Source organism: Nonomuraea sp. NPDC049504, assembly GCF_040676845.1.
GTDB classification, from domain to species: Bacteria; Actinomycetota; Actinomycetes; order Streptosporangiales; family Streptosporangiaceae; genus Nonomuraea; species Nonomuraea salmonea.
Window position 1 is genome coordinate 96,327 of sequence record NZ_JBFAPT010000022.1, and the last position, 19,683, is coordinate 116,009.

A 19,683-nucleotide genomic window follows, 5' to 3' on the forward strand; every position below is an offset into this window, starting at 1 on the left:
CCTACGCCACCCGCCCGTCCCCTTCGGGGGCGAGGGAGTGGCTGATGGCGGTGACCGGCGCTCTTCCGGCGGAGGAGGGGCTGATGGCGGCGGCGCGGCGTGCGGGGGAGGCCCGGCTGCAGGGCCTGATGAGGGCGGCGCGGCGGGCGGGGGATCCGCGTGCGCAGGAGCTGGTCGCGGCGGCCGAAGGTGACTGCCGCAGCCTGGAGCTCGTGACGGCCGCCGAGCGGGCGGGGATCCATGACCTCCGCCTGCTGGCGGCCATCGCGGCCACGCCGCGCGAGCTGTTCGTGCCGCCGCGCTCGGCCGGGCAGGCGTGCCTGGACGTGCCCATCCCGCTCGCCCACGGCCAGCCCACCAGCCAGCCGTCCCTGGTCGCCCAGATGATCGACGCGCTCCGGCTGACCGGCGCCGAGACCGTGCTGGAGATCGGCACCGGCTACGGCTACCAGACCGCGCTGCTGGCCCGGCTCGCCAGGCACGTCCACTCCATCGAACGCCTGCCCGATCTCGCCGCCCACGCCCGCGCCAACCTCGCCGCCGCCGGCATCACCGGCGCCGAGGTGCTGGCCGGGGACGGCTCGGCCGGGCTGCCCGAGCACGCCCCCTACGACGCCGTCATCGTCTCCGCCGCCGCCCCGCACGTCCCCGCCGCCCTGGCCGAGCAGCTGGCGGAGGGCGGCCGGCTCGTCATGCCCGTCACGGGACAGATCGCGGACATCGTCACGCTCTTTACCAAGCAGCGCGGACACCTGGCGAGCCTCCGCGAGCTGACCCCGGCGTCCTTCGTCCCGCTCATCCCCGGCCCGTGAGGCCGGCGACGACCTTCGGCAGCGCCCTGCGTACGGTCTGGCTGTGATCCACCTCGCCCGCGTCGGTCAGGCTGACCGACGCGCCCCTGGCCCTGCAGGCGCCGCCGGCAATAGGTCGCATTGAAGCAGGGGGAGGCGGGGACCCGTCAGTCCAGAAAGCCCATGCTGCGTGGCGGGTGGGCGGCCGAGGGAGGGGGTTAGGGGGTGGTGCGGTGGGCAGGGGAGCGGGGTGGCCGTCACGCTCGCGCTGGCGGGGGACACGATGCTCGGCCGGGGTGTCGCCGACCTGCTGGCGAAGTCTGCCGACCCCGGGGACTACGTGTCGGACGCGGTCCGCGCGTACCTCTCCGAGGCCGACTTCACGCTGCTCAACCTCGAGTGCTGCGTGTCCGATCGGGGCACTCCGTGGATGGCGCCGGGCAAGATCTTCCACTTCCGCGCCCCGCCGAGGGCCGCCGACCTGCTGGCCGAGCTGGGCGTGGCCTGCGTGACGCTGGCCAACAACCACGCGCTCGACTTCGGCCACGACGCGCTCCTGGACACCTGCGCCCACCTCGCGCGGGTCGAGATCCACACCGCCGGCGCCGGCCCCGACCTCGAACGGGCCCGCGAGCCCGTGCTGGTCGACGTCAACGGCCTGCGCCTGGCCGTAGTCGCCGTCACCGACCACCCCGGCGACTACACCGCCACCCCCGACCGGCCCGGCGTGGCACACGCCGACCTGCCGTCCGGGGTGCCCGCCTGGCTGATCGACGCGGTGGCGAGGGCGCGGGCGCAGGCGGACGTCGTGCTGGTCAGCCCGCACTGGGGGCCGAACATGACGACCGAGCCGCTCCCGTACGTGCGGACCGCCGCGAGCATCCTGACCGGCGCCGGCGCCACGCTGATCGCCGGTCACTCGGCGCACGTCCCGCACGGGGTGGCGCCGCCCGTCCTGTACGACATGGGCGACTTCATCGACGACTACGCCGTGGACCCCGACCTGCGCAACGACCTGTCGCTGCTGTTCCTGGTCACCTGCGACGACCTCGGGCCGCTCCGGCTGCGCGCGGTGCCGCTCAAGCTCGACTACTGCCGGACGACGCTGGCCAGGGGCGCCGAACGGGCCTGGCTGGCCAGCCGTTTCACCGCGGCCTGCGCCGCCCTGGGCACGGACGCCGTCTGGGAGGACGACGTCCTCACCGTCGACCTCCGCTGACAAGAGCCCACCGCGGTCGCCGGGCGGGCGGAATCGGCGTCTGACCAGACGCCGGGTCACAGCCGGGCCGTCCCTCTCGGGGAAACGCCGCCCCACAAGGCTGCCCCCACAAGGCCGCCCGCACAAGGCCGTCCGCACAAGGCCGTCCGCACAATGCGGTCGTACCGGAAGGCGATGAAAGTTTCAGCGCCGCTCTGCAACTCCCGCACACCCTCTGACCTGGAAAGACGTCGCTCCTCGAAGGGAGTGTCCTTTGCCGGGTTGCGGGGCTGTGCTTCACTGCTCCTGCAGTCGGGAAAGCGCTTACCGTAAGTCGGTAAGCGCATTCCGACCGATCCCGAGGCGGCGCCGCGATCACCGGGCGCGCGCTCGATGCCCCATGCAGTTCGTCGAAAGGGGAGTTCACCGTGCGTAAAGAGAGAAGGCTGAGCGTCGTGCTGGCGGCGGCGCTCGTGGCGGGCGGCGGGCTGGTGGCCGGGTTCGCCACCGCCGCCTCGGCGGCGCCGTCCAACGGCACCTACACGCTGGTCAACGCGGGCAGCGGCCTGTGCGCCGCGGTGCCGGGCGCGAGCACGGGCGACGGCGTCCAGCTCGTCCAGGCGAGCTGCTCGGGCGGGTCGGGGCAGGTGTTCGCGGTCACCTCGGCGGGCGGCGGCTACCAGATCAAGGCCGTGCACAGCGGCAGGTGCCTCGGCGTCAAGGACGGCTCCACCAGCGCGGGCAAGGCCGTGCAGCAGGAGTCCTGCAGCTCGGCGTCGTCGCAGAGCTGGCAGCTCACCGAGTCGGGCTCGAACTACCGGGTGGTCAACGCCAACGGCGGCAAGTGCCTGAACGTCAAGGACAACTCCACCTCCTCGGGCGCCCTGCTCCAGCAGAACTCCTGCGACTCGGTGTCGACCAAGCAGTGGACGCTCAGGGCGGCCGGCGGCGGCAACCCCGACCCGGACCCCACCCCGACCGTGACGCCGACCGTGACGCCGCCGCCCGGCGGCGGTGACGGCAGCGGCTCTTGGCCGTCCGACACCGGCAGCGTGCACCTGACCGACACCCGCGAGCTGGGCTCGTTCTTCGACGGCGGCATGAAGCGCTACTACGGCATCGGCGACGGCGGCCAGAGCGAGAGCCAGGACCCGATGTTCGTCGTGCCGAACGGCGGCACCATCCAGAACGTCATCATCGACGCCCCCGCCGGTGACGGCATCCACTGCGAGGGCTCCTGCACGATCCGCAACGTCTGGTGGAACGACGTCGGCGAGGACGCCGCCACGTTCAAGAGCTCCAGCTCCTCTGCCACCTACCTGGTGGACGGCGGCGGCGCCAGGTCGGGCTCCGACAAGGTGTTCCAGCACAACGGCGCCGGCACGCTGACCATCAAGAACTTCCAGGTGCACAGCAGCGGCAAGCTCTACCGGGCGTGCGGCAACTGCTCGTCCTCCTACCAGCGGCACGTGGTGATGGACGGCATCACCGCCCGCTCGACCAAGGTGCTGGCCGGCATCAACTCCAACTGGGGCGACACCGCGCGCTTCAGCCGGATCACGGTGTACGGCAGCGCCACCATCTGCGAGCGCTACAAGGGTGTGCCGAAGGGCCAGGAGCCCTCCAAGCTCGGCTCGGGCCCGGACGGCACCCACTGCCTCTACCGGGACTCCGACATCACCTACCGGTAGAAACGCGCGAGCCGGGCGGGCGGGTGAGGGCGCCCGCCCGGCCGGGCTCAGCCGTTCGGGTGCACGGACACGTGGACGGCGTCCTCGCCGGGCACCTCGCCGCCGAGGGTCTCGAGGGCGAGCACGGTGTCGTCCAGCCCGAACGAGTGCGTGTGCAGCTTCTCCAGCGGATGGCGGCGCGCCTCGATGAGCCCGATGGCCTCGGCGTAGGCCCGGTTGTCCACCGAGAACGCCCCCACGACGGTCAGCCCGCGATTGACGATCACGTCGGTGCGCACCGGGATGTCGCGGCTCCCCTTCAGGCCGGCCAGCACCACCCGCCCGCCGGGCCGGGCCGCGAGCAGCGCGTCGGCCACCGGCTCCGCCGCCATCGGCGTCAGCTCCAGCACGACGTCGGCCATCGCGCCCGAGGTGAGCTCGCGCACCCGCTCGACGATGTCCGCCCCGGCGCCGGCCACGATGGTGTGGTCGGCGCCGAACTCGCGGGCCAGGGCCAGCTTGTGCGCGTCGGACTCGAGCCCGGTCACGATGATCGTCCCGGCGCCGGCCGCGCGGGCCGCGATGACGCAGGCCAGGCCGCGCTGCCCGGCGCCGAGGACGAGCACCGTGTCCCCGAGCCCGGCGCCGCCCAGGTGGCAGGCCCAGCGCACGCCCGCGCCGAGCGGGTTGAACAGCGCCGCCACCTCGACGGGCAGCGTGTTGTCGACGCGGTGCAGGATCGTGCCGGGCGCCAGGTACATGTGCTCGGCCAGCCCGCCCCAGAGCGACGGGGCCTCGTCCACGGGCGTCATGCCGTGGCCGTGCCTGATGCGGGGGCAGAACTGGTACGCGCCGGACAGGCACCGGCGGCAGGCGTGGCACGGCACGACGATCTCCACGGCGACCCGGTCGCCGGGCTGCACGCCCCACCGGGCCGCCGCGCGCTCGCCGACCTCCTCGACGATGCCGAGCGGCTCGTGCCCCGGCACGAAGGGCCGCGGCTCGTCCTGCAACATCGACCCGAGATGGCCCCTGTACGTCTCGACGTCGCTGCCGCAGACCCCGTTGGCCTCGACGCGCAGCAGACCGTCGTCGGGGCCGATCCGCGGTCGTGGGAACTCGCGTACCTCGATCTTGCGAGGAGCGATCTGTACGGCCGCGCGTACGGTTTCCGCCATGCTCTCTCCGAAGGGCCGGTCGTCCGCTGCCTGACAGGATGACGGCGGCCACCGCCGATTGCGACGCCGCTTCCGCCTCGCGGAAAGCCCCGAGCCGACCTGTGCGGCATATGCCCTAAAGCCGCTTTCATGGCCACATCGGCCATTTACTTCCGCGACGCGAAAGTCCGCTCGATCACCCCCGCGCCCCCTCGGCATAGTGGGGTCCCCGGAAGGCCCGCGCACATCCGTCGGCACCGTGGCCGCCGACACGCTCACCGGAAGGACACCACGTGACCACACCCGGCTTCGTCGCGCCCGAGGACCGAGACGCCGTCACCGCGATGCTCCTCACGCAACTCGCCGGACTGCCGGCCCGCTCGCCGTTCTACGCGGACCTGTTCGCCGCGCACGGCATCGACCCGGCTGCCCTGGTGTCCCTGTCCGACCTGCGGAAACTGCCGTTCACCGACAAGCAGGCGCTGCGCGAGTCGCAGGCCGCCGCGCCGCCGCTCGGCCGGCACGCCGCGGTCGGGATGGCCGAGGTGATCAGGGTGCACGCCTCCACCGGCACCACGGGCAAGCCGAGCTGGGTGGGGGTGACCCGCCGCGACGCCGAGTCGTGGACCGAGATGACCGCCCGCGCGTTCACCACCATGGGCGCCACCCGCGAGGACGTCGTGCTGCACGGGGCCGGGCTGACGTTGTTCGTGGGCGGGCTGCCGATCAGGGACGCGCTGGAGTGCATCGGCTCCACCATGATCCCCATCGGCACCGGCAACTCCGACAAGGCGGTGCAGGCCCTCGACTCGCTCGGCGTCACCGCCCTGCACGCCACCCCCTCGTACGTGCGCTACCTCGCCGAGTACGTCCGCGGGCTCGGCCGCGACCCGCGCGAGTTCGGCATCCGCAAGATCTTCGTGGGCGGCGAGCCGGGCGGCGGCGAGCCCGCGTTCCGGCGGCACCTGCAGCAGGAGTGGGACGCCCGCATCACCGAGGGGCTCGGCAACGCCGACATGGCGCCGGTCCTGTTCGCCGAGCCGCCCGGGGCGGCCGGCATGCGCTTCACCGGCGGCAGGCACGTCCTGGTGGAGCTGATCGACCCCGACGACGGCGAGCCCGTCGTCCCCGAGCCGGGCGCGTCGGGTGAGCTGGTCTACACGTCGGTGGACCGCGAGTGCTGCCCGCTGGTGCGCTTCCGCACCAGGGACCGGGTGCTGGTCACGGGGCTCGACCGCGACGGGGCGCCGCTGATCCGGTGCGTGGGGCGTACCGACGACATGCTGATCGTGCTGGGGGTGAACGTGTTCCCGACGGCCGTGCGCGACCTCGTCCAGGACCTGCATCCGCGCACGAACGGCGTGGCGCAGATCGTCCTGCCGGGGCCTGGCCCGCGGGTGGAGCCGCCGCTGCGGGTCGAGGTCGAGCTGGGGGAGGCACCCGGCGACCCCGAGGGGCTGCGCAGGGAGATCGAGGAGCTGATCCGCGCCCGCCTGACCGTCCGCGCGGCCGTCACGCTCGTCCCGCCCGGCTCGCTGGAACGTACCGAGATGAAGTCCCGCCTGACGCGCGTCGCCCCGCTGGCCGAGGCCACGTGATGACCGCCGATCCCATGACCGACCCGTTCGCCGGCGCCGATGCCCGGTGGATGGCCGGGCGGACGGCGCTGGTCACCGGCGGCGGGCAGAGCACGGCGTTCCCGGGCGTCGGGTACGCCACCTGCCGGGTGCTCGCCAGGCACGGCGCCCGCGTCGCGGTGCTGGACAGGGACGCCGGCGCCGCCGGCCGTACGGTCAAGCTGATCACCGAGGACGGCGGCACGGCCGTCCCCGTGATCGCCGACGTCACCTCCGACCGGGCCTGCGCCGGCGCGGTCGCCGAGACCGCCGGCGCGTTCGGCACGCTGGACGCGGTCGTCAACTGCGTCGCGGCCGGCGACCGCGGCGGCCTGTTCGACACCACGCCCGAGCACTACGACCGGCTCATGACCGTCAACCTCAGGTCGGCCTGGTCGATCATGAGGCACGCCGTCCCGGTCATGCCGCGCGGCAGCGCGATCGTGAACATCTCGTCCGTCACCGTGCGCTCCCGCGGCCCCGGCATGATCTACTCCGTCGCCAAGGCGGGCCTGGAGAACCTCACCGAGGGCGCCGCCACCTCGCTCGGCCCGCAGGGCATCCGCGTCAACTGCGTCCAGGTCGGCGTGATCTGGGGCGCGTTCGCGGCGCGCGGCCCGATGCCGGAGTCGCTGCGCGAGCCGCGCCGCCTCAGCACCTCGCTCAAGACCGAGGGCACCTCATGGGACGTCGCGTACGCCACGCTGTTCCTGCTGAGCGACCGCGCCCGGTGGATCTCCGGCCACATCCTGGCCGTGGACGGCGGCCCTCCCCACCATTACGACACCGAGCCGGTCACCTCGGTACCCCAGGGGGAGTGAGCGGGCGGGTGGCCTCGCGGACCCGCCAGTGCGGGCGCGGCACCGGCGCGCCCGCCGAGGGGGCGCCGAGCGCTCGCGAGATGCTGCGCGCCGTCGTCGCCATCGCCGGCACCAGGGAGCGCGGGGACGCCGAGCCGCTCGGCACGGTGATGCCGACCGCCGCCACCACCCGGTCGCGCGCGCCCCTGATCGGCACGGCCACCGCCAGCACCCCGTAGGTGAGCTGGCTCTCCACGACGGCCACCCCCGACCTGCGCACCTCGGCGAGGAAGCGGCGCAGCTCGTCGGGGTCGGTCAGCGTGTTCGCGGTGTAGCCGCGCAGCTCGGAGGCGAGCACCTCCTCCTGGAACTCCTGCGAGGAGTGCGCCAGCAGGACCAGCCCCGTGCCGGTCGCGTGCAGCGGCCAGCGCCCGCCCTGCCGGCTCGGCACGGGGACGGTGTCGCGGGCGCGCAGCGACTCGACGTAGATGACGTCGTGCCCGTCGGGCACGCCGAGGTGGATGTTGGCGCGCACGGCGTGCTGGAGGTCGTGCAGGTACGGCAGCGCGATCTCGCGCAGCTGCCCGCCCTGCGGGGCCAGCGTGCCCAGCTCCAGGATGCGCAGCCCGATGCTGTACTTGCCGTCGCCGTGCCGGATGAGCGCGCCCCAGCAGCGCAGTTCGTTGAGCAGCCGGTGGGTGGTGCTGAGCGTGAGACCGGCCCGGCGGCTGATCTCGCTGAGCGACAGCGCCAGGTTCTCGGCGTCGAACACGCCGAGGATGGACAGCACCCGCTGCGCCGATGTCGGGCGACGCGATTCCACAGACCGGTCTGCCAGGACGGTCACCTGCTCACCTGCCTGTCCGTATATCGGGTTACGTAGGTGTTACACCAGGCTACCCAAAGGGACAAGTCACCGATAGTGGACACGTTTATCGCGACATTTCCTTCCCTTGCGTGGAAAATGCCTTTCTATCCGGCCATTCTTCCCGCTCGCCGGCCCGCCCCCGCGCCCCGTTCCAGCGACCCTTCCGCGTCATGAAAGGCGCGGTCACCGGGGCCGCCCCCGCGTTCTAAATTGCACCGGACAGGAGGTGTGAGCAGGATGTCCGACCGAATTCACGGCCCGCCCCATCCCGCGGCCGAGGTGGCCGGCGGGGAGTGGGAGGCGGCGTATCGGGCGGTCGCGTTCATGTACGAGCACGGCTGGAGCGACCGGCTGCCCCTCGTGCCCGCCACCCCGCGCCGCGTGGCCGAGTTGCTCGCCACCACGCACCGGCCGCCGGACCAGGACATCGGCCGGCTCGACCAGCTCAAGAGCCCCGTCACCGTCGAGGTGGCGGCCGTCCACGCGGTCATGGCCGGCTGCCGCCCCGAGCACTTCCCCGTGGTGCTGGCCGCCTGGGACGCGCTCATGGGCGAGCGGTCCGACGTCGGCGGCGGCTGGCAGAGCAGCAGCGGCCCGGCCCGCATGATCGTGGTGAACGGCCCCGTACGCCACCGGCTCGGCTTCACCGGCCCCGCGCGGGGCCTGCGCCCCAGCACCACCGTGACGCGGGCGATCGGCCTGACCGTCCACAACGCGCTCGGCGTCGTCCCGCACGGCCTCGACCGCCCCGCACCGGGCGTCCTGCCCGGCCGGTGGTCGATGTGCGTGGCCGAGAACGAGGAGGACAGCCCCTGGCCGCCGCTCAGCGCCGACGGCGGCGTGCCCGCGGGCACCGACGCGGTCTCCGCGATCCTGGTCGACACCAGCACGTTCGCCGGCGGCCCCGACACCGCGGCGGGCCCGCTGATGGCCGAGCTGGCCGGGGCGATCACGCGTATCGGTGGCTGGACCTCGCGGCACGCCGGAGCCGCCGTGCTGCTCTGCCCCGGGCACGCGCGGCTGCTGGCCAGAGCCGGCATGAGCAAGGACGACGTACGCGCCCTGCTGACCGCGCGGTGCGCCCCTCCGTCGTCCCCGCTGCCCCGGCGCGGCGACCCGGGGCACCTGCCGATCGCCGTGGCGGGTGCGGCCGACGCCGGCATCTCCATGGTGGCGCGGGTCTTCTCCGGCTGGTCGGGCACGCCCGTCCCGGTCGAGCGGAACCGCGACACATGACGTAGCCCGCGTGCCGCGGAAGACGCACGACGCGCGGCGCGGGCCCGAATACGGTGAGACGATCCCCCCTGCTCCGAGGAGCACAGCCATGGCCCAGAACGGCACGTCCAAGCCCAGGTCGATGAGAGGCGTCTTCGCGGCCAGCTTCATCGGCACGTCGGTGGAATGGTACGACTACTTCATCTTCGGCACCGCGGCGGCGCTGGTGTTCCCGCGGCTCTTCTTCCCCGAGTCCGACCCCGACGCCGCCACGCTCGCCTCCCTGTCGGCGTTCGCCGCCGGCTTCATCGTCCGGCCGATCGGCGCCGCGGTCATCGGCCACTTCGGCGACCGGATCGGCCGCAAGTCGATGCTCGTCCTGTCGCTGCTGCTGACCGGCGGCTCGACGTTCCTCATCGGCGTGCTGCCCACGTTCGCCGCGCTCGGCATCGGCGCGCCGCTGCTGCTCGTCTCGCTCCGCCTCATCCAGGGGTTCGGCGTGGCGGGGGAGTGGGGCGGCGCGCTGCTCATCGCCACCGAGAACGCGACCCCGCGCCGGCGCGCGGTCTACGGCAGCTTCGCCCAGTTCGGCGTCCCCATCGGCGTGCTCACCTCGAACCTGGCCTTCCTCGCCGTCTCCGGCATGGACGACGAGACCTTCTACTCCACCGGCTGGCGCATCCCGTTCCTGCTGAGCGCGGTGCTCGTCGTCATCGGCTTCATCGTCAGGATCCGGCTGTCGGAGCCGTACGAGTTCGCCCGCGCCAAGCAGCGGCAGGCCGTCACCAAGGTGCCCTTCGCCGAGTTGCTCCGCCGCCATCCCCGCAACCTGGTGCTCGGCGGGCTCGCCGCGATCGCCCCGCCCGCCGTCGGCTACGCGGTGACCGTCTACATGCTCACCTACGGCACCTCCGCCGTCGGGTACGCCAGGAACACGCTGCTCACGCTCATCCTGGCGTCCACCTCCGTGTGGATCCTGGCGATCCTCGTCTCGGCGCTGCTGTCCGACCGGTTCGGCGCCAAGCGGCTCTACATCGCGGGCGCGATCACCGCCGTGGTGTGGCCGGTGCCGATGTTCGCCCTCGTCGACACCGGGAACGCCGGGCTGGCGCTGGTGGCGTTCCTGGTGGCGGCCATCGTGCAGGGCATCATGGCGGGGGCGCAGGGCGGGCTGTTCACCGAGATGTTCGCGACCGAGGTGCGCTACAGCGGGATCTCGGTGGCGTACGCGGTGGGCGGTACCGTCGCCGGCGCCCTCACCCCCGTCTACCCCGCCCTCTACGCCGCCGGCGGCTCCTCCACGACCGTCGCGCTCTTCCTGTGCGTGCCCGGCCTGGTCAGCCTGCTCGCGGTGCTGGGCATCAGGTACGCCACCGTGCGGCCCGAGGAGAAGGAGCCCGGTGCGGTGGCCGTACCGTCGGAGTCCTGAGCCTGCCGGGGCGCGGACGTCAGGCCGCGCCTCCGAGCCGTTCCAGGAGCCTGCGCCGCCACGCCTCCGTCGCGGCCAGTTCGTTGAAGGTGAACAGGTGCAGGCCGGAAAGTCCCGTGCCGGGCTCGGCCAGGTAAGGCGCGAGACGCGCGGCCAGCCGGCCCGGGCGGTAGCCGCCGGGCAGCAGGAACCGCCAGAACAGGCTCTGCTGCTTGCGCAGGAAGCGCGCGGACGGGCCGAGCCCGAGCCGGGCGGTGACGCGGACGAGGCGCTGCCGGCTCACCACCCCGGGCAGCCCGACCATGACCGGCAGGCCGACGCTGCGGGCAGGCAGCCCGCGCGCCCAGCCGGCGGTCGTGCGGGCGTCGAAGCAGAGCTGGGTGACGATGTGCGTGGCGTGCGGCGCCTTCTCCTCCAGGGCGCGGTCGATGACGGTACGCGGGATGCCGCCGTGCCCCTCGGGGTGCCCGGCGATGCCGACCCGCGCGAACGGGTGCCCGTCGAGCGCCTCCAGCAGGGAGAGCGCGTCGGGGAACGGCCCCGCCGGCCGTACGGCGTCGCCGCCGACCACGAACACGCCGTCCACGCCGCCCTCCCCGAGCTGCGCCACCATGTCCTTCAGCTCCCGCTCGTCGCGGACCAGCCGGGCGGCCAGGTGCGGGGCCACCGTGTAGCCGTGCCCGGCCAGCCGTACGGCCAGGTCGATCGTGGGGCCGAGCCCGCGCGCCTCGGTGGCGGTGACGGTCAGCCCGACCGTGCGCGGGACGTGCGCGAGCACCGGCTCCTCCGCGCGGCCGAAGGGCAGAATCTCGTACGTGGCGGCGCTCAGGGCCCGCGCCAGGGCCGTCCGGGGGTCGAGACGGACCTGCGCGGGCGCGCTGTCAGCGGACATGACCTGACCCTCCTGCGGAAGCGGGCAGCCGACCGGCTGCGGTGCCTGCTGGTGAGGCTAGGGACCGGCCCGCCCGCGAACACGGCGCGGATGACCGTTTCCGCCTGCGCACCCGTCGCGTCCCGGCCGCGACACCTGTCCTACGGCGGGCCGCCGGCCCGCGTGGGTCAGGTCTCCTGGGGGTGGGTGGCGAGGGGTTCGACCGTCACGTCCATCCAGGGGAACTGCGGGAGTGAGGACAGCGCCGCGTGCAGGGCGGTGGCGTCGGGGGCCTCCCACAGACCGACGACAGCGCGCCGGCCAGGCACCCGCCACAGCCGTTTGAGCAGGCCGTCCGCGCGCAGCCGCATCGCCCTGGCCCGCTCGGCCTCGCGCAGCTCCTTGCGCTCGGCGTCGCCCATGGCGTCGGGCAGGCGGGTCTCGAAACGTACCAGGAACTCCATCGCAGCCTTCCCTTACGCTCTGGCCTCCGACGCTAGGACGCCCGCGACCCCGCGTGATGCGACGCGCGGCCCCGCCGGGACGTGTCCTGCGGCCAGGCCGTCTACGTCAAATGTCGTAACTCGTCCCGCCGCACCTGCCGCCGCCCGCCACCCCGGGGCATCATGGGGGTCAGCGGGCCCCGTTCCAGCGAGGAGGACACCGCTCATGGCGCATGACGCCGGGCACGAGGCACCCGCACTCGACGCGCGCACGCTGCTGGACCTGGCCCCCGACGGGCTCGCCGTGATCGATCGCAACGGCCGCTTGATCCTCGCCAACCCGGCCGCGCTGCGCCTGTGCGGCCTGAGCCCGTCCGACCTCCCAGGCGCCGCTTCCCCCTTCCCCTCCAGCGGGGGAGCGGAGGAGGCGGTGGTGGGATGGGAGGCGCCAGGCGGAGGGCGGCGGGAGTTCGCGTACCAGGTCAGAGCCTCCAGGAGGGGGGAGCGGGTCGTCGCGTTCAGGGACGTCACCGAGAGCCGCCGCCACCAGCGGCGGCTGGCCGCCATCGCCAGCGCAGCCGGGCGGGTGGCCGCCGAGTGCTCGCTGAGCAGCACCCTCGACGCGCTGGCCAAGGAGGTGCTGGAGGCCGACGCGCTGGCCAGCGTCCAGATCCTCACCGTGAACGCCGCGGGCGAGAGCTTCCAGGTGATGGGCACGGCCGGCTTCGGCAGCACGCCTGACTTCTTCGACCTGCTCATCGCGTGCATGGAGGCGGGCGCCGAGCTGCGCATGATCGACGCGTTCACCAGCCGCAGGCCGGTCGTCGTGCCCCACCGCTACGCCACCGTCATGACCGACCCGGTGTGGGAGCCGATCAGGGAGCACATGCGCCACCCCGAGTGGGACTGGTTCGCCAGCGTGCCGCTCCTGGTGCGCGGCGAGCCGGTCGGCGTGCTGAACGCGTACTTCGCGCCGGGCCAGGAGATCGGCCGCACCGCGCTGGACTTCCTCATGGCGATGGGCGAGCAGGCGGCGCAGGCCGTCGCGTACGCGGCGCTGCTGGAGCGCGAGCGGGAGGTCGCGCGCCGCGAGGAACGCCAGCGGCTGGCCCGCGACCTGCACGACTCGGTGGTGCAGCAGGTGTTCTCGATGGGCATGCAGGTGGAGTCGCTCGGCATGCTGTCCGCCCGTGGCGCGGTGGTGGACTCGGCGTACGTGACGCGGGTGGCGCAGGAGCTGGCCGGCATCTCCAAGGCGGTGCTCGGCGACCTGCGGGCCATGGTGACGGACCTGCACCCCACGGCGCTGTCGGACGAGGGTCTGCCGGCGGCGGTGCGGACGCTGGCGGCGGTCACCACCGGACGTACCGGCTTCGAGGTTTGTGTCACCGTCACCGACCAGGACGACGAGCTCGGCGACCTGGAGTCCGAGCTGTGCGAGGACGCCTACCGGGTCGTCGCCGAGGCGCTGCACAACAGCGTCAAGCACTCGGGCGGCTCGCTCGTCACCATCGACCTCGCCCTGACCAGGCGCGGCACCCAGCGCCGGCTGACGTGCGAGATCGCCGACGACGGCCGCGGCCTGCCCGAGCAGCCGGCCGGCGAGGGCGGCTTCGGCATGACCGCCATGCGCGAACGCGCCGCCCGCTGGGACGGCGAACTGACCACGTCCGCACGTCCCTCCGAGCGTGGGGCCTTGGTGCGGCTGGCGATTCCGCTGCCGACCCTGCTGCCGGCCGGACCGACCCGACGACCTTCCCTGGGGAACTCATGAGCGCGGAGGCGCAGGCGATCGGCGTGCTGGTGGTGGACGATCACACCGTGGTCAGGCGGGGCGTGACCGCGTATCTGGAGGCGCTGGAGAACGTCGAGGTGGCCGGCGAGGCCGCGAACGGCCGTGAAGCGCTCGACTGCCTGGAGTCGCTCAGGACGCGCGGCCTGCCGCTGCCCAGGGTGGCGCTGATGGACCTGGTGATGCCGAAGATGGACGGCGTCGAGGCCACCGCGGAGATCGCCAGGCGGTTCCCGTCCGTGCGCGTGGTCATCCTGACCAGCTTCGGCGAGGTCGAGCGCATCCACGCCGCCCTGGAGCACGGCGCGGCCGGCTACCTGCTCAAGGACGCCGGCCCCTCTGAGGTGGCCGCCGCCATCAGGGCCGCCGCCAACGACGACGTCTTCCTCGGCGCGGCCGTGGCCAGGCGGCTGGTGCAGAAGATGCGCGCCCCGCACACGGGCGTCGCGGGCCTGACCAACCGCGAGCGGGACGTGCTGGTGCTGATCGCCGAGGGTCACTCCAACCGGGAGATCGCCGCCCGGCTGGTGATCAGCGAGCGCACGGCCCGCACCCACGTCAGCAACCTGCTGGGCAAGCTGGGGCTGCGCTCGCGTACGCAGGCGGTGCTGGTCGCGATGCGGGAGGGCCTGGTGCCGCCCCCGAGCTGACACCCGGCCGGCTACGTCACTTGTCCTAGGACGACCGGGACGGCGGCCCCATCCGCCGCCGCGGCGCCGCTGCTTAGCATCCAGGCACGGCACAAGCTCGGCTAAGGAGAAGACGCGCGATGACCGGCTCCAGCCTCGAAGACGTCGTCAACGGTGTACGGACGAACCTGGTCGACCATCTACGCAACCTGCAGGCCGGGCCGAACGTCTATCCGGGGGTGCCGCCGGAGTACACGAACTGGCGGGACGAGCAGCTGGCCTGGCAGCGGACCTGCGTGCTGTTCAACCAGTCGTACCACATGGCGGAGCTGCTGCTCGAAGGGCCGGGCGCGCTCGCCCTGCTGACGGGCCTCGGGGTGAACAGCTTCGCCAGGTTCCCCGTGAACAGCGCGAAGCAGTTCGTGCCGTGCACCCCCGACGGGTACGTGATCGGCGACGTCATCCTGTTCCGCCTGGGCGAGCGGACGTTCAACCTGGTCGGCCGCATCCCCGCGCTCAACTGGGTGCGCTACCACGCCGAGACCGGCGGCCACGACGTCACCGCGACCCTGGACGAGCGCTCCGCGGCCCGGCCCGACCCGTTCAACCGCAGGTCGTACCGCTACCAGATCCAGGGCCCCGACGCGGCGCGGGTGATCGAGCGGGCCACCGGAGCGCCCGCCCCCGAGCTGACGTTCTTCCACATCACCACGATCACCATCGCGGGCCGCGAGGTCCGCGCGCTGCGCCACGGCATGGCGGGCCAGCCGGGCTACGAGCTGTTCGGCCCCTGGGCCGAGGGCGAGGAGGTGCACAGCGCGCTGGTGGCGGCCGGCGAGGAGTACGGGATGCGGCTGGTCGGCGGGCGCGCCTACTCCTCCAACACGCTGGAGTCCGGCTGGATCCCCTCGCCGCTGCCCGCGATCTACACCGGTGCGGCGCTCAAGAGCTACCGCCAGTGGCTGCCCGCCGACGGGTACGAGGCCAACGCCTCCATCGGCGGCAGCTTCGTCTCCGACCGCATCGAGGACTACTACCTGACGCCGTGGGACCTCGGCTACGGCTCGTTCGTCAAGTTCGACCACGACTTCATCGGCCGCGACGCGCTGGAGGCGAAGGCCGCCGAGCCGCACCGCAGGAAGGTGACGCTCGCGCTGGACGCCGGTGACTTCCTCGCCGCGATCGGCTCGCAGCTGGACAAGGAGGGGCGGCCGGCCAAGTGGGTCGAGTTCCCCTCGGCGGTGTACGCGATGCACCCGTACGACCTGGTCAAGGCCGGCGGCGCGCCCGCCGGGATCTCGACGTGGATCGGCTACAGCGCCAACGAGCGCAGGATGCTGACCCTGGCCATGCTCGACGAGGAGCACGCCCACGAGGGCGTCCAGGTGTCGCTGGTGTGGGGCGAGCCGGACGGCGGCAGCGGCAAGCTCACCGTGGAGCGGCACGCCCTGGCCGAGATCGGCGCGACGGTCAGCCCGGTGCCGTACACGGAGGTCGCCCGCAAGATCTACGCCGACGGCGGCTGGCGCAAGGCGGCGCTCAAGTGACGGAAGACCGGATCCCCGACACGCCGCTGCTCGACCGCGCACGGCAGCTGCGCGGCTACCGGCTCAACAAGATGGCCATGGGGCTCGGCGATCCGGCCAACAGGGCGGCGTTCAAGGCGGACGAGCGGGCGTACCTGGACCGGTTCGGGCTGAGCGAGGAGGAGCGGCGCGCGGTGCTGGCCCGCGACTGGCGGGAGATGATCCGCCTCGGCGGCAACCTGTTCTTCATCCTGAAGATCTCCGCCGTCGATCCGATCCGCATCACCGAGATCGGCGCGCACCAGGCCGGCATGGACCACGAGACGTTCCTGCGCGAGCGGCTCGGGAAGAAGGGATAGGCCGTGGCCAGACTCCTCGGCGGCCTGGGCACCTCCCACGTGCCCTCGATCGCTGCCGCGCTCGACCAGGGCCTGCGCGACACCCCCGAGTGGAAGCCGTTCTTCGACGGCTACGAGCCGGCCCGGCGGTGGATCGACGAGCACCGGCCCGACATCGCGGTCGTCGTCTTCAACGACCACTTCAACGCGCTGTTCCTCGACCGCGTGCCCACGTTCGCGGTGGGCTGCGCGGCCGAGTACCAGCCGGTGGACGAGGGCTGGGGGCCGCGCGCCGTGCCGCCCTTCGAGGGCGCCGCCGCGTTCGGCTGGCACCTGGTGGACACGCTGGTGGAGCACATGTTCGACCCGGAGATCATCCAGGAGATCAAGGTCGATCACGGGCTGCAGGTGCCGATGGAGCTGTTCTGGGGCCGCCCGTCACAGGCGTGGCCGGTCAAGGTCGTGCCGATCTTCGTGAACGTGCTGCAGTACCCCATCCCGCTGCCCGCCCGCCTGTACGACCTCGGCAAGGTGCTGCGCCGCGCCATCGACCGCCACCCGGGCGACGAGACGTTCGTCGTGCTCGGCACCGGCGGCCTGTCGCACCAGCTCCAGGGCGCCCGCGCCGGGTTCGTCAACCCGGCGGCCGACCGCCGCTTCCTGGAGGACATCGCCTTCCGCCCCGACGAGCTGGCCGGGTGGAGCAGGGAGCGCTACATCGAGACGTTCGGCGGCGAGGGCGCCGAGCTGATCATGTGGCTGGTCATGCGCGGCGCACTCGACCCCGAGGTCGTGGTCAGGCACCGCCACTACTTCGTGCCCGCCTCCATGACCGGGGCCGGGATGATCGTCATGGAGAACGCGTGAGCACCTTCGTCCTGGTCCACGGCGCCTGGCACGGCGGCTGGGCGTGGCGGCGGGTCGTCCCGCTGCTGCGCGCGGCCGGTCACGAGGTGCACACGCCGACGCTGACCGGCCTCAGCGACCGCGCCCACCTGCTCGGCCCGCACGTCGGGCTCGCCGTCCACGTCCAGGACGTGGTGGCGCTCATCGAGGCGTACGACCTGCGCGACGTCGTGCTCGTCGGCCACAGCTACGCCGGGCAGGTCGTCACCGGCGTCGCCGACCGCGTGCCGGAGCGGCTGGCGCTGCGCGTGCACCTCGACGCGTTCGTCGGCGACGACGGGGAACCCGCCATCGACCTGCTGCCCGCCACCGTCGCCGGGCACTACCGCGCGTCGGTGGCGGGGCCCGGTTTCGGGTGGCTCATCCCCGTACGCTCCCTTGAGGTGCTCGGCGTCACCGAGGCCGCCGACCTCGGCTGGCTCACCCCCAGGCTCACCCCGCACCCGTGGGCGACCTACACCGAGCCCCTGCGGCTGACCGGCAAGGGCGAGCAGGTGCCGGCCGCGTTCATCGAGTGCGTCGAATGGATGCGGGTCTTCACCCCGCACGCCGAGCGCGCCGCCGCCCGCGGCTGGCCGGTGCACCACCTGGCCACCGGCCACGAGGCCATGGTGACCGCGCCGGGCGAGCTGGCCGAGCTGCTGCTGGGGCTGGCCGCCGGCTGAGCGCCCGATCCGGCTTCCGTTGTGTGGAAAAAGAGGTAGTCACCGGCGGTGACGTGGCGCGAACGTGGATCCATCGGGCGCGTACGCCACCGCGCGCGCCCCGACGGACGAGCTGGAGGCGCCATGACCGGACGAGAGACCCTGCTCGACCCCACGGGTTCCGCCGCCAGGACGGCCGACGCCACCCCCGCCCCGCGGCCGGTGAGCCTGCGCGGGCTGACCGTCGGCCTGCTGGACAACGCCCGCCCCAACGCCACGAGGCTCCTCACGGAGCTGGCCGCCGAGCTGCGCCACCGCCACCGCACGGCCGGCTCCCTCCGCTACGTCAAGGACTGCGCGGGGCTGCCCGCCGGGGAGGAGCTGATCAAGGAGCTCGCGCAGGACTGCGACGTCGTGCTCACCGCCGTCGGCGACGGCGGCTCCTGCGCCGCCGCCACCGTGGCCGACGGCGTCGCGCTGGAACGTGCCGGAGTGCCCGCCGTGAGCGTCGTCACCGAGCCGTTCCTCGCGGCGGGCCGCGCCATGGCCGAGGTCTGCGGCTTCCCCGGGTACGCCTTCGCCGTCGTCCGCCACCCCGTCGCCGGTCTGGGCGCGGACGCGCTGCGCGGGCGGGCCGCCGAGGTGCTGCCCGGCGTGCTGCGCGTCCTCGGAGCCGGGGGAGGCCGGGCATGACCGCGATGCCGGTGGCCGGTGCTGAGGAGGTCCGGGCGGCCATGGAGTACTACGCCCGGCAGGGCTGGACCGACGGGCTGCCGGTGGTGCCGGTCACCGGGTCGTACCTGGCCGAGTTCCTCGCCACCACCGACCGCGACCCCGAGGAGGTGCTGTTCGCCCTGCCGCATCTCGACCGGCGCTGCACCGTCCGGCTGGCCGCCATCAACGCCGCCATGGCCGGGTGCCTGCCCGCGTACTTCCCGGTGGTGCTGGCCGCGTGGGAGGCGATCGGCAGGGAGCCGCAGCTGAAGTGCGGGGTCTGGCAGAGCACGGCGGGCACCGCGCCGCTGCTCGTCGTCAACGGCCCCGTACGCGACCGGATCGGGCTCAACAGCAGGGGCGACGTCTTCGGCTCCGGCTTCCGGGCCAACGCCACGATCGGGCGGGCCGTCCGGCTGGCCGCCATCAACGTCTTCGGCCTGCGCCCGCACCTGCTCGACCAGGCCACCCAGGGCACGCCGGCCAGGTTCTCCGCCTGCATCGCGGAGAACGAGGAGGACAGCCCCTGGGAGCCGCTGCACTGCGAGCATGGCTTCGACCTCGCCGACAGCGTCGTGACCGCGCTGGTCATCCGGTCGTGCCTGCACGTCGAGTCCCGCCACACCGGCTCGCCCGAGCAACTCGCGCTCGACCTCGCCGGCTCCCTGCGCAGGACCGGCGCGCTCGTCCACGAGACCGGCAGCGCGCTCGTGGTGCTCGGGCCCGAGCACGCCGCCGCCTTCGGCGCGGCCGGATGGAGCAAGGACGACCTGCGCCGCTTCCTGCACGACCACGCCGTCAACAGCCGCGCCGAGCTGGCCGCCGTCGGCAAGGACGCCGTCTCACGGAACGGCCGTCACCGGCTTCCCGCCGACCATCCCGACGCGATCACCGACCGCTACGGCCTGAGCGCGACCCCGCACCGGGTCCCGGCGCTCGCCTCACCGGAAGCGGTGGTGATCGCGGTCGCGGGCGCCGACAACGCGGGCGTCTCCACGATCCTCGAAACCTTCGCCCCCCACACCGGCCCCCTCCCCACGGCCCGCATCCGTGTCCCCGCCTGACGCAGCCCGCTT

General features: G+C 73.3%; 20 protein-coding genes. 15 read left to right on the forward strand and 5 right to left on the reverse strand.

What is annotated here, in order from left to right; translation table 11 throughout:
- Positions 1-44: 44 nt before the first annotated feature.
- The gene (locus tag AB0K28_RS35260) at positions 45-812 is read left to right on the forward strand and encodes a protein-L-isoaspartate(D-aspartate) O-methyltransferase (RefSeq protein WP_364378404.1); all 768 of its coding nucleotides are present in this window, start codon (positions 45-47) and stop codon (positions 810-812) included.
- Here AB0K28_RS35260 and AB0K28_RS35265 read toward each other — a convergent pair.
- The gene (locus tag AB0K28_RS35265; protein ID WP_364378407.1) at positions 796-933 is read right to left on the reverse strand and encodes a hypothetical protein; all 138 of its coding nucleotides are present in this window, start codon (positions 931-933) and stop codon (positions 796-798) included. The two genes, AB0K28_RS35260 and AB0K28_RS35265, sit on opposite strands and share 17 nt — an antisense overlap.
- Before the next feature lie 108 nt (positions 934-1,041).
- On the opposite strand from AB0K28_RS35265, the gene AB0K28_RS35270 reads away from it, so the two are divergent.
- Together AB0K28_RS35270 and AB0K28_RS35275 are read left to right on the forward strand one after the other, a co-directional pair.
- A complete protein-coding gene (locus tag AB0K28_RS35270) occupies positions 1,042-2,010 on the forward strand; it encodes a CapA family protein (RefSeq protein WP_345385751.1) in 969 nt (322 codons plus the stop codon).
- A 407-nt stretch (positions 2,011-2,417) separates the two neighbouring features.
- The gene (locus AB0K28_RS35275; protein WP_364378411.1) at positions 2,418-3,680 is read left to right on the forward strand and encodes a pectate lyase; all 1,263 of its coding nucleotides are present in this window, start codon (positions 2,418-2,420) and stop codon (positions 3,678-3,680) included.
- A gap of 47 nt (positions 3,681-3,727) precedes the next feature.
- On the opposite strand, the gene AB0K28_RS35280 is transcribed toward AB0K28_RS35275, so the two are convergent.
- Complete coding sequence (locus AB0K28_RS35280; RefSeq protein WP_364378414.1) at positions 3,728-4,837, reverse strand: alcohol dehydrogenase catalytic domain-containing protein; 1,110 nt, start codon at positions 4,835-4,837, stop codon at positions 3,728-3,730.
- A gap of 272 nt (positions 4,838-5,109) precedes the next feature.
- On the opposite strand from AB0K28_RS35280, the gene AB0K28_RS35285 reads away from it, so the two are divergent.
- Together AB0K28_RS35285 and AB0K28_RS35290 are read left to right on the forward strand one after the other, a co-directional pair.
- Complete coding sequence (locus tag AB0K28_RS35285) at positions 5,110-6,414, forward strand: AMP-binding protein (protein WP_364378417.1); 1,305 nt, start codon at positions 5,110-5,112, stop codon at positions 6,412-6,414.
- Complete coding sequence (locus AB0K28_RS35290) at positions 6,414-7,253, forward strand: SDR family oxidoreductase (RefSeq protein WP_364378420.1); 840 nt, start codon at positions 6,414-6,416, stop codon at positions 7,251-7,253. Before AB0K28_RS35285 ends, AB0K28_RS35290 begins: the two co-directional genes overlap by 1 nt.
- Here AB0K28_RS35290 and AB0K28_RS35295 read toward each other — a convergent pair.
- Positions 7,228-8,055 (reverse strand): IclR family transcriptional regulator, encoded by an 828-nt coding sequence (locus tag AB0K28_RS35295; RefSeq protein WP_364378423.1) that lies wholly within the window; start codon positions 8,053-8,055, stop codon positions 7,228-7,230. The genes AB0K28_RS35290 and AB0K28_RS35295 overlap by 26 nt on opposite strands.
- Before the next feature lie 282 nt (positions 8,056-8,337).
- On the opposite strand from AB0K28_RS35295, the gene AB0K28_RS35300 reads away from it, so the two are divergent.
- On the forward strand, positions 8,338-9,336 hold the full coding sequence (locus AB0K28_RS35300; protein WP_364378426.1) for a hypothetical protein: 999 nt from the start codon (positions 8,338-8,340) through the stop codon (positions 9,334-9,336).
- An 88-nt stretch (positions 9,337-9,424) separates the two neighbouring features.
- Positions 9,425-10,744, forward strand: a complete 1,320-nt coding sequence (locus tag AB0K28_RS35305; protein ID WP_364378429.1) for an MFS transporter — start codon at positions 9,425-9,427, stop codon at positions 10,742-10,744.
- Positions 10,745-10,763: 19 nt separating this feature from the next.
- On the opposite strand, the gene AB0K28_RS35310 is transcribed toward AB0K28_RS35305, so the two are convergent.
- Positions 10,764-11,636: a hypothetical protein gene (locus AB0K28_RS35310; protein ID WP_364378432.1), complete on the reverse strand. Its 873-nt coding sequence runs from the start codon at positions 11,634-11,636 to the stop codon at positions 10,764-10,766.
- A 167-nt stretch (positions 11,637-11,803) separates the two neighbouring features.
- Positions 11,804-12,079, reverse strand: coding sequence for a muconolactone Delta-isomerase family protein (locus AB0K28_RS35315; RefSeq protein WP_345385733.1), 276 nt, complete (start codon positions 12,077-12,079; stop codon positions 11,804-11,806).
- A 205-nt stretch (positions 12,080-12,284) separates the two neighbouring features.
- Here AB0K28_RS35315 and AB0K28_RS35320 point away from each other — a divergent pair, with 205 nt between their 5' ends.
- From AB0K28_RS35320 to AB0K28_RS35355, 8 genes are all read left to right on the forward strand, one after another.
- A complete protein-coding gene (locus AB0K28_RS35320; protein ID WP_364378435.1) occupies positions 12,285-13,832 on the forward strand; it encodes a histidine kinase in 1,548 nt (515 codons plus the stop codon).
- The gene (locus tag AB0K28_RS35325) at positions 13,829-14,500 is read left to right on the forward strand and encodes a response regulator transcription factor (protein ID WP_345385729.1); all 672 of its coding nucleotides are present in this window, start codon (positions 13,829-13,831) and stop codon (positions 14,498-14,500) included. Before AB0K28_RS35320 ends, AB0K28_RS35325 begins: the two co-directional genes overlap by 4 nt.
- Positions 14,501-14,619: 119 nt before the next feature.
- Complete coding sequence (locus AB0K28_RS35330; RefSeq protein WP_345385727.1) at positions 14,620-16,026, forward strand: hypothetical protein; 1,407 nt, start codon at positions 14,620-14,622, stop codon at positions 16,024-16,026.
- Positions 16,023-16,364: a hypothetical protein gene (locus tag AB0K28_RS35335; protein ID WP_345385725.1), complete on the forward strand. Its 342-nt coding sequence runs from the start codon at positions 16,023-16,025 to the stop codon at positions 16,362-16,364. The genes AB0K28_RS35330 and AB0K28_RS35335 overlap by 4 nt, the downstream gene beginning before the upstream one ends.
- Before the next feature lie 3 nt (positions 16,365-16,367).
- Positions 16,368-17,210, forward strand: coding sequence for a class III extradiol dioxygenase family protein (locus AB0K28_RS35340; protein WP_364378440.1), 843 nt, complete (start codon positions 16,368-16,370; stop codon positions 17,208-17,210).
- Positions 17,207-17,914, forward strand: a complete 708-nt coding sequence (locus AB0K28_RS35345) for an alpha/beta fold hydrolase (RefSeq protein WP_364378443.1) — start codon at positions 17,207-17,209, stop codon at positions 17,912-17,914. The genes AB0K28_RS35340 and AB0K28_RS35345 overlap by 4 nt, the downstream gene beginning before the upstream one ends.
- 123 nt (positions 17,915-18,037) lie before the next feature.
- A complete protein-coding gene (locus AB0K28_RS35350) occupies positions 18,038-18,586 on the forward strand; it encodes a UGSC family (seleno)protein (protein ID WP_364378446.1) in 549 nt (182 codons plus the stop codon).
- Positions 18,583-19,671, forward strand: a complete 1,089-nt coding sequence (locus AB0K28_RS35355; protein ID WP_364378449.1) for a hypothetical protein — start codon at positions 18,583-18,585, stop codon at positions 19,669-19,671. The genes AB0K28_RS35350 and AB0K28_RS35355 overlap by 4 nt, the downstream gene beginning before the upstream one ends.
- Positions 19,672-19,683: the final 12 nt, after the last annotated feature.

Coding starts and splice junctions, on each gene's coding strand:
- AB0K28_RS35260 (WP_364378404.1), top strand. CDS start 45: ATGGCGGTGACCGGCGCTCTTCCGGCGGAGGAGGGGCTGATGGCGGCG.
- AB0K28_RS35265 (WP_364378407.1), bottom strand. CDS start 933: ATGCGACCTATTGCCGGCGGCGCCTGCAGGGCCAGGGGCGCGTCGGTC.
- AB0K28_RS35280 (WP_364378414.1), bottom strand. CDS start 4,837: ATGGCGGAAACCGTACGCGCGGCCGTACAGATCGCTCCTCGCAAGATC.
- AB0K28_RS35290 (WP_364378420.1), top strand. CDS start 6,414: ATGACCGCCGATCCCATGACCGACCCGTTCGCCGGCGCCGATGCCCGG.
- AB0K28_RS35300 (WP_364378426.1), top strand. CDS start 8,338: ATGTCCGACCGAATTCACGGCCCGCCCCATCCCGCGGCCGAGGTGGCC.
- AB0K28_RS35305 (WP_364378429.1), top strand. CDS start 9,425: ATGGCCCAGAACGGCACGTCCAAGCCCAGGTCGATGAGAGGCGTCTTC.
- AB0K28_RS35310 (WP_364378432.1), bottom strand. CDS start 11,636: ATGTCCGCTGACAGCGCGCCCGCGCAGGTCCGTCTCGACCCCCGGACG.
- AB0K28_RS35315 (WP_345385733.1), bottom strand. CDS start 12,079: ATGGAGTTCCTGGTACGTTTCGAGACCCGCCTGCCCGACGCCATGGGC.
- AB0K28_RS35320 (WP_364378435.1), top strand. CDS start 12,285: ATGGCGCATGACGCCGGGCACGAGGCACCCGCACTCGACGCGCGCACG.
- AB0K28_RS35325 (WP_345385729.1), top strand. CDS start 13,829: ATGAGCGCGGAGGCGCAGGCGATCGGCGTGCTGGTGGTGGACGATCAC.
- AB0K28_RS35330 (WP_345385727.1), top strand. CDS start 14,620: ATGACCGGCTCCAGCCTCGAAGACGTCGTCAACGGTGTACGGACGAAC.
- AB0K28_RS35350 (WP_364378446.1), top strand. CDS start 18,038: ATGACCGGACGAGAGACCCTGCTCGACCCCACGGGTTCCGCCGCCAGG.
- AB0K28_RS35355 (WP_364378449.1), top strand. CDS start 18,583: ATGACCGCGATGCCGGTGGCCGGTGCTGAGGAGGTCCGGGCGGCCATG.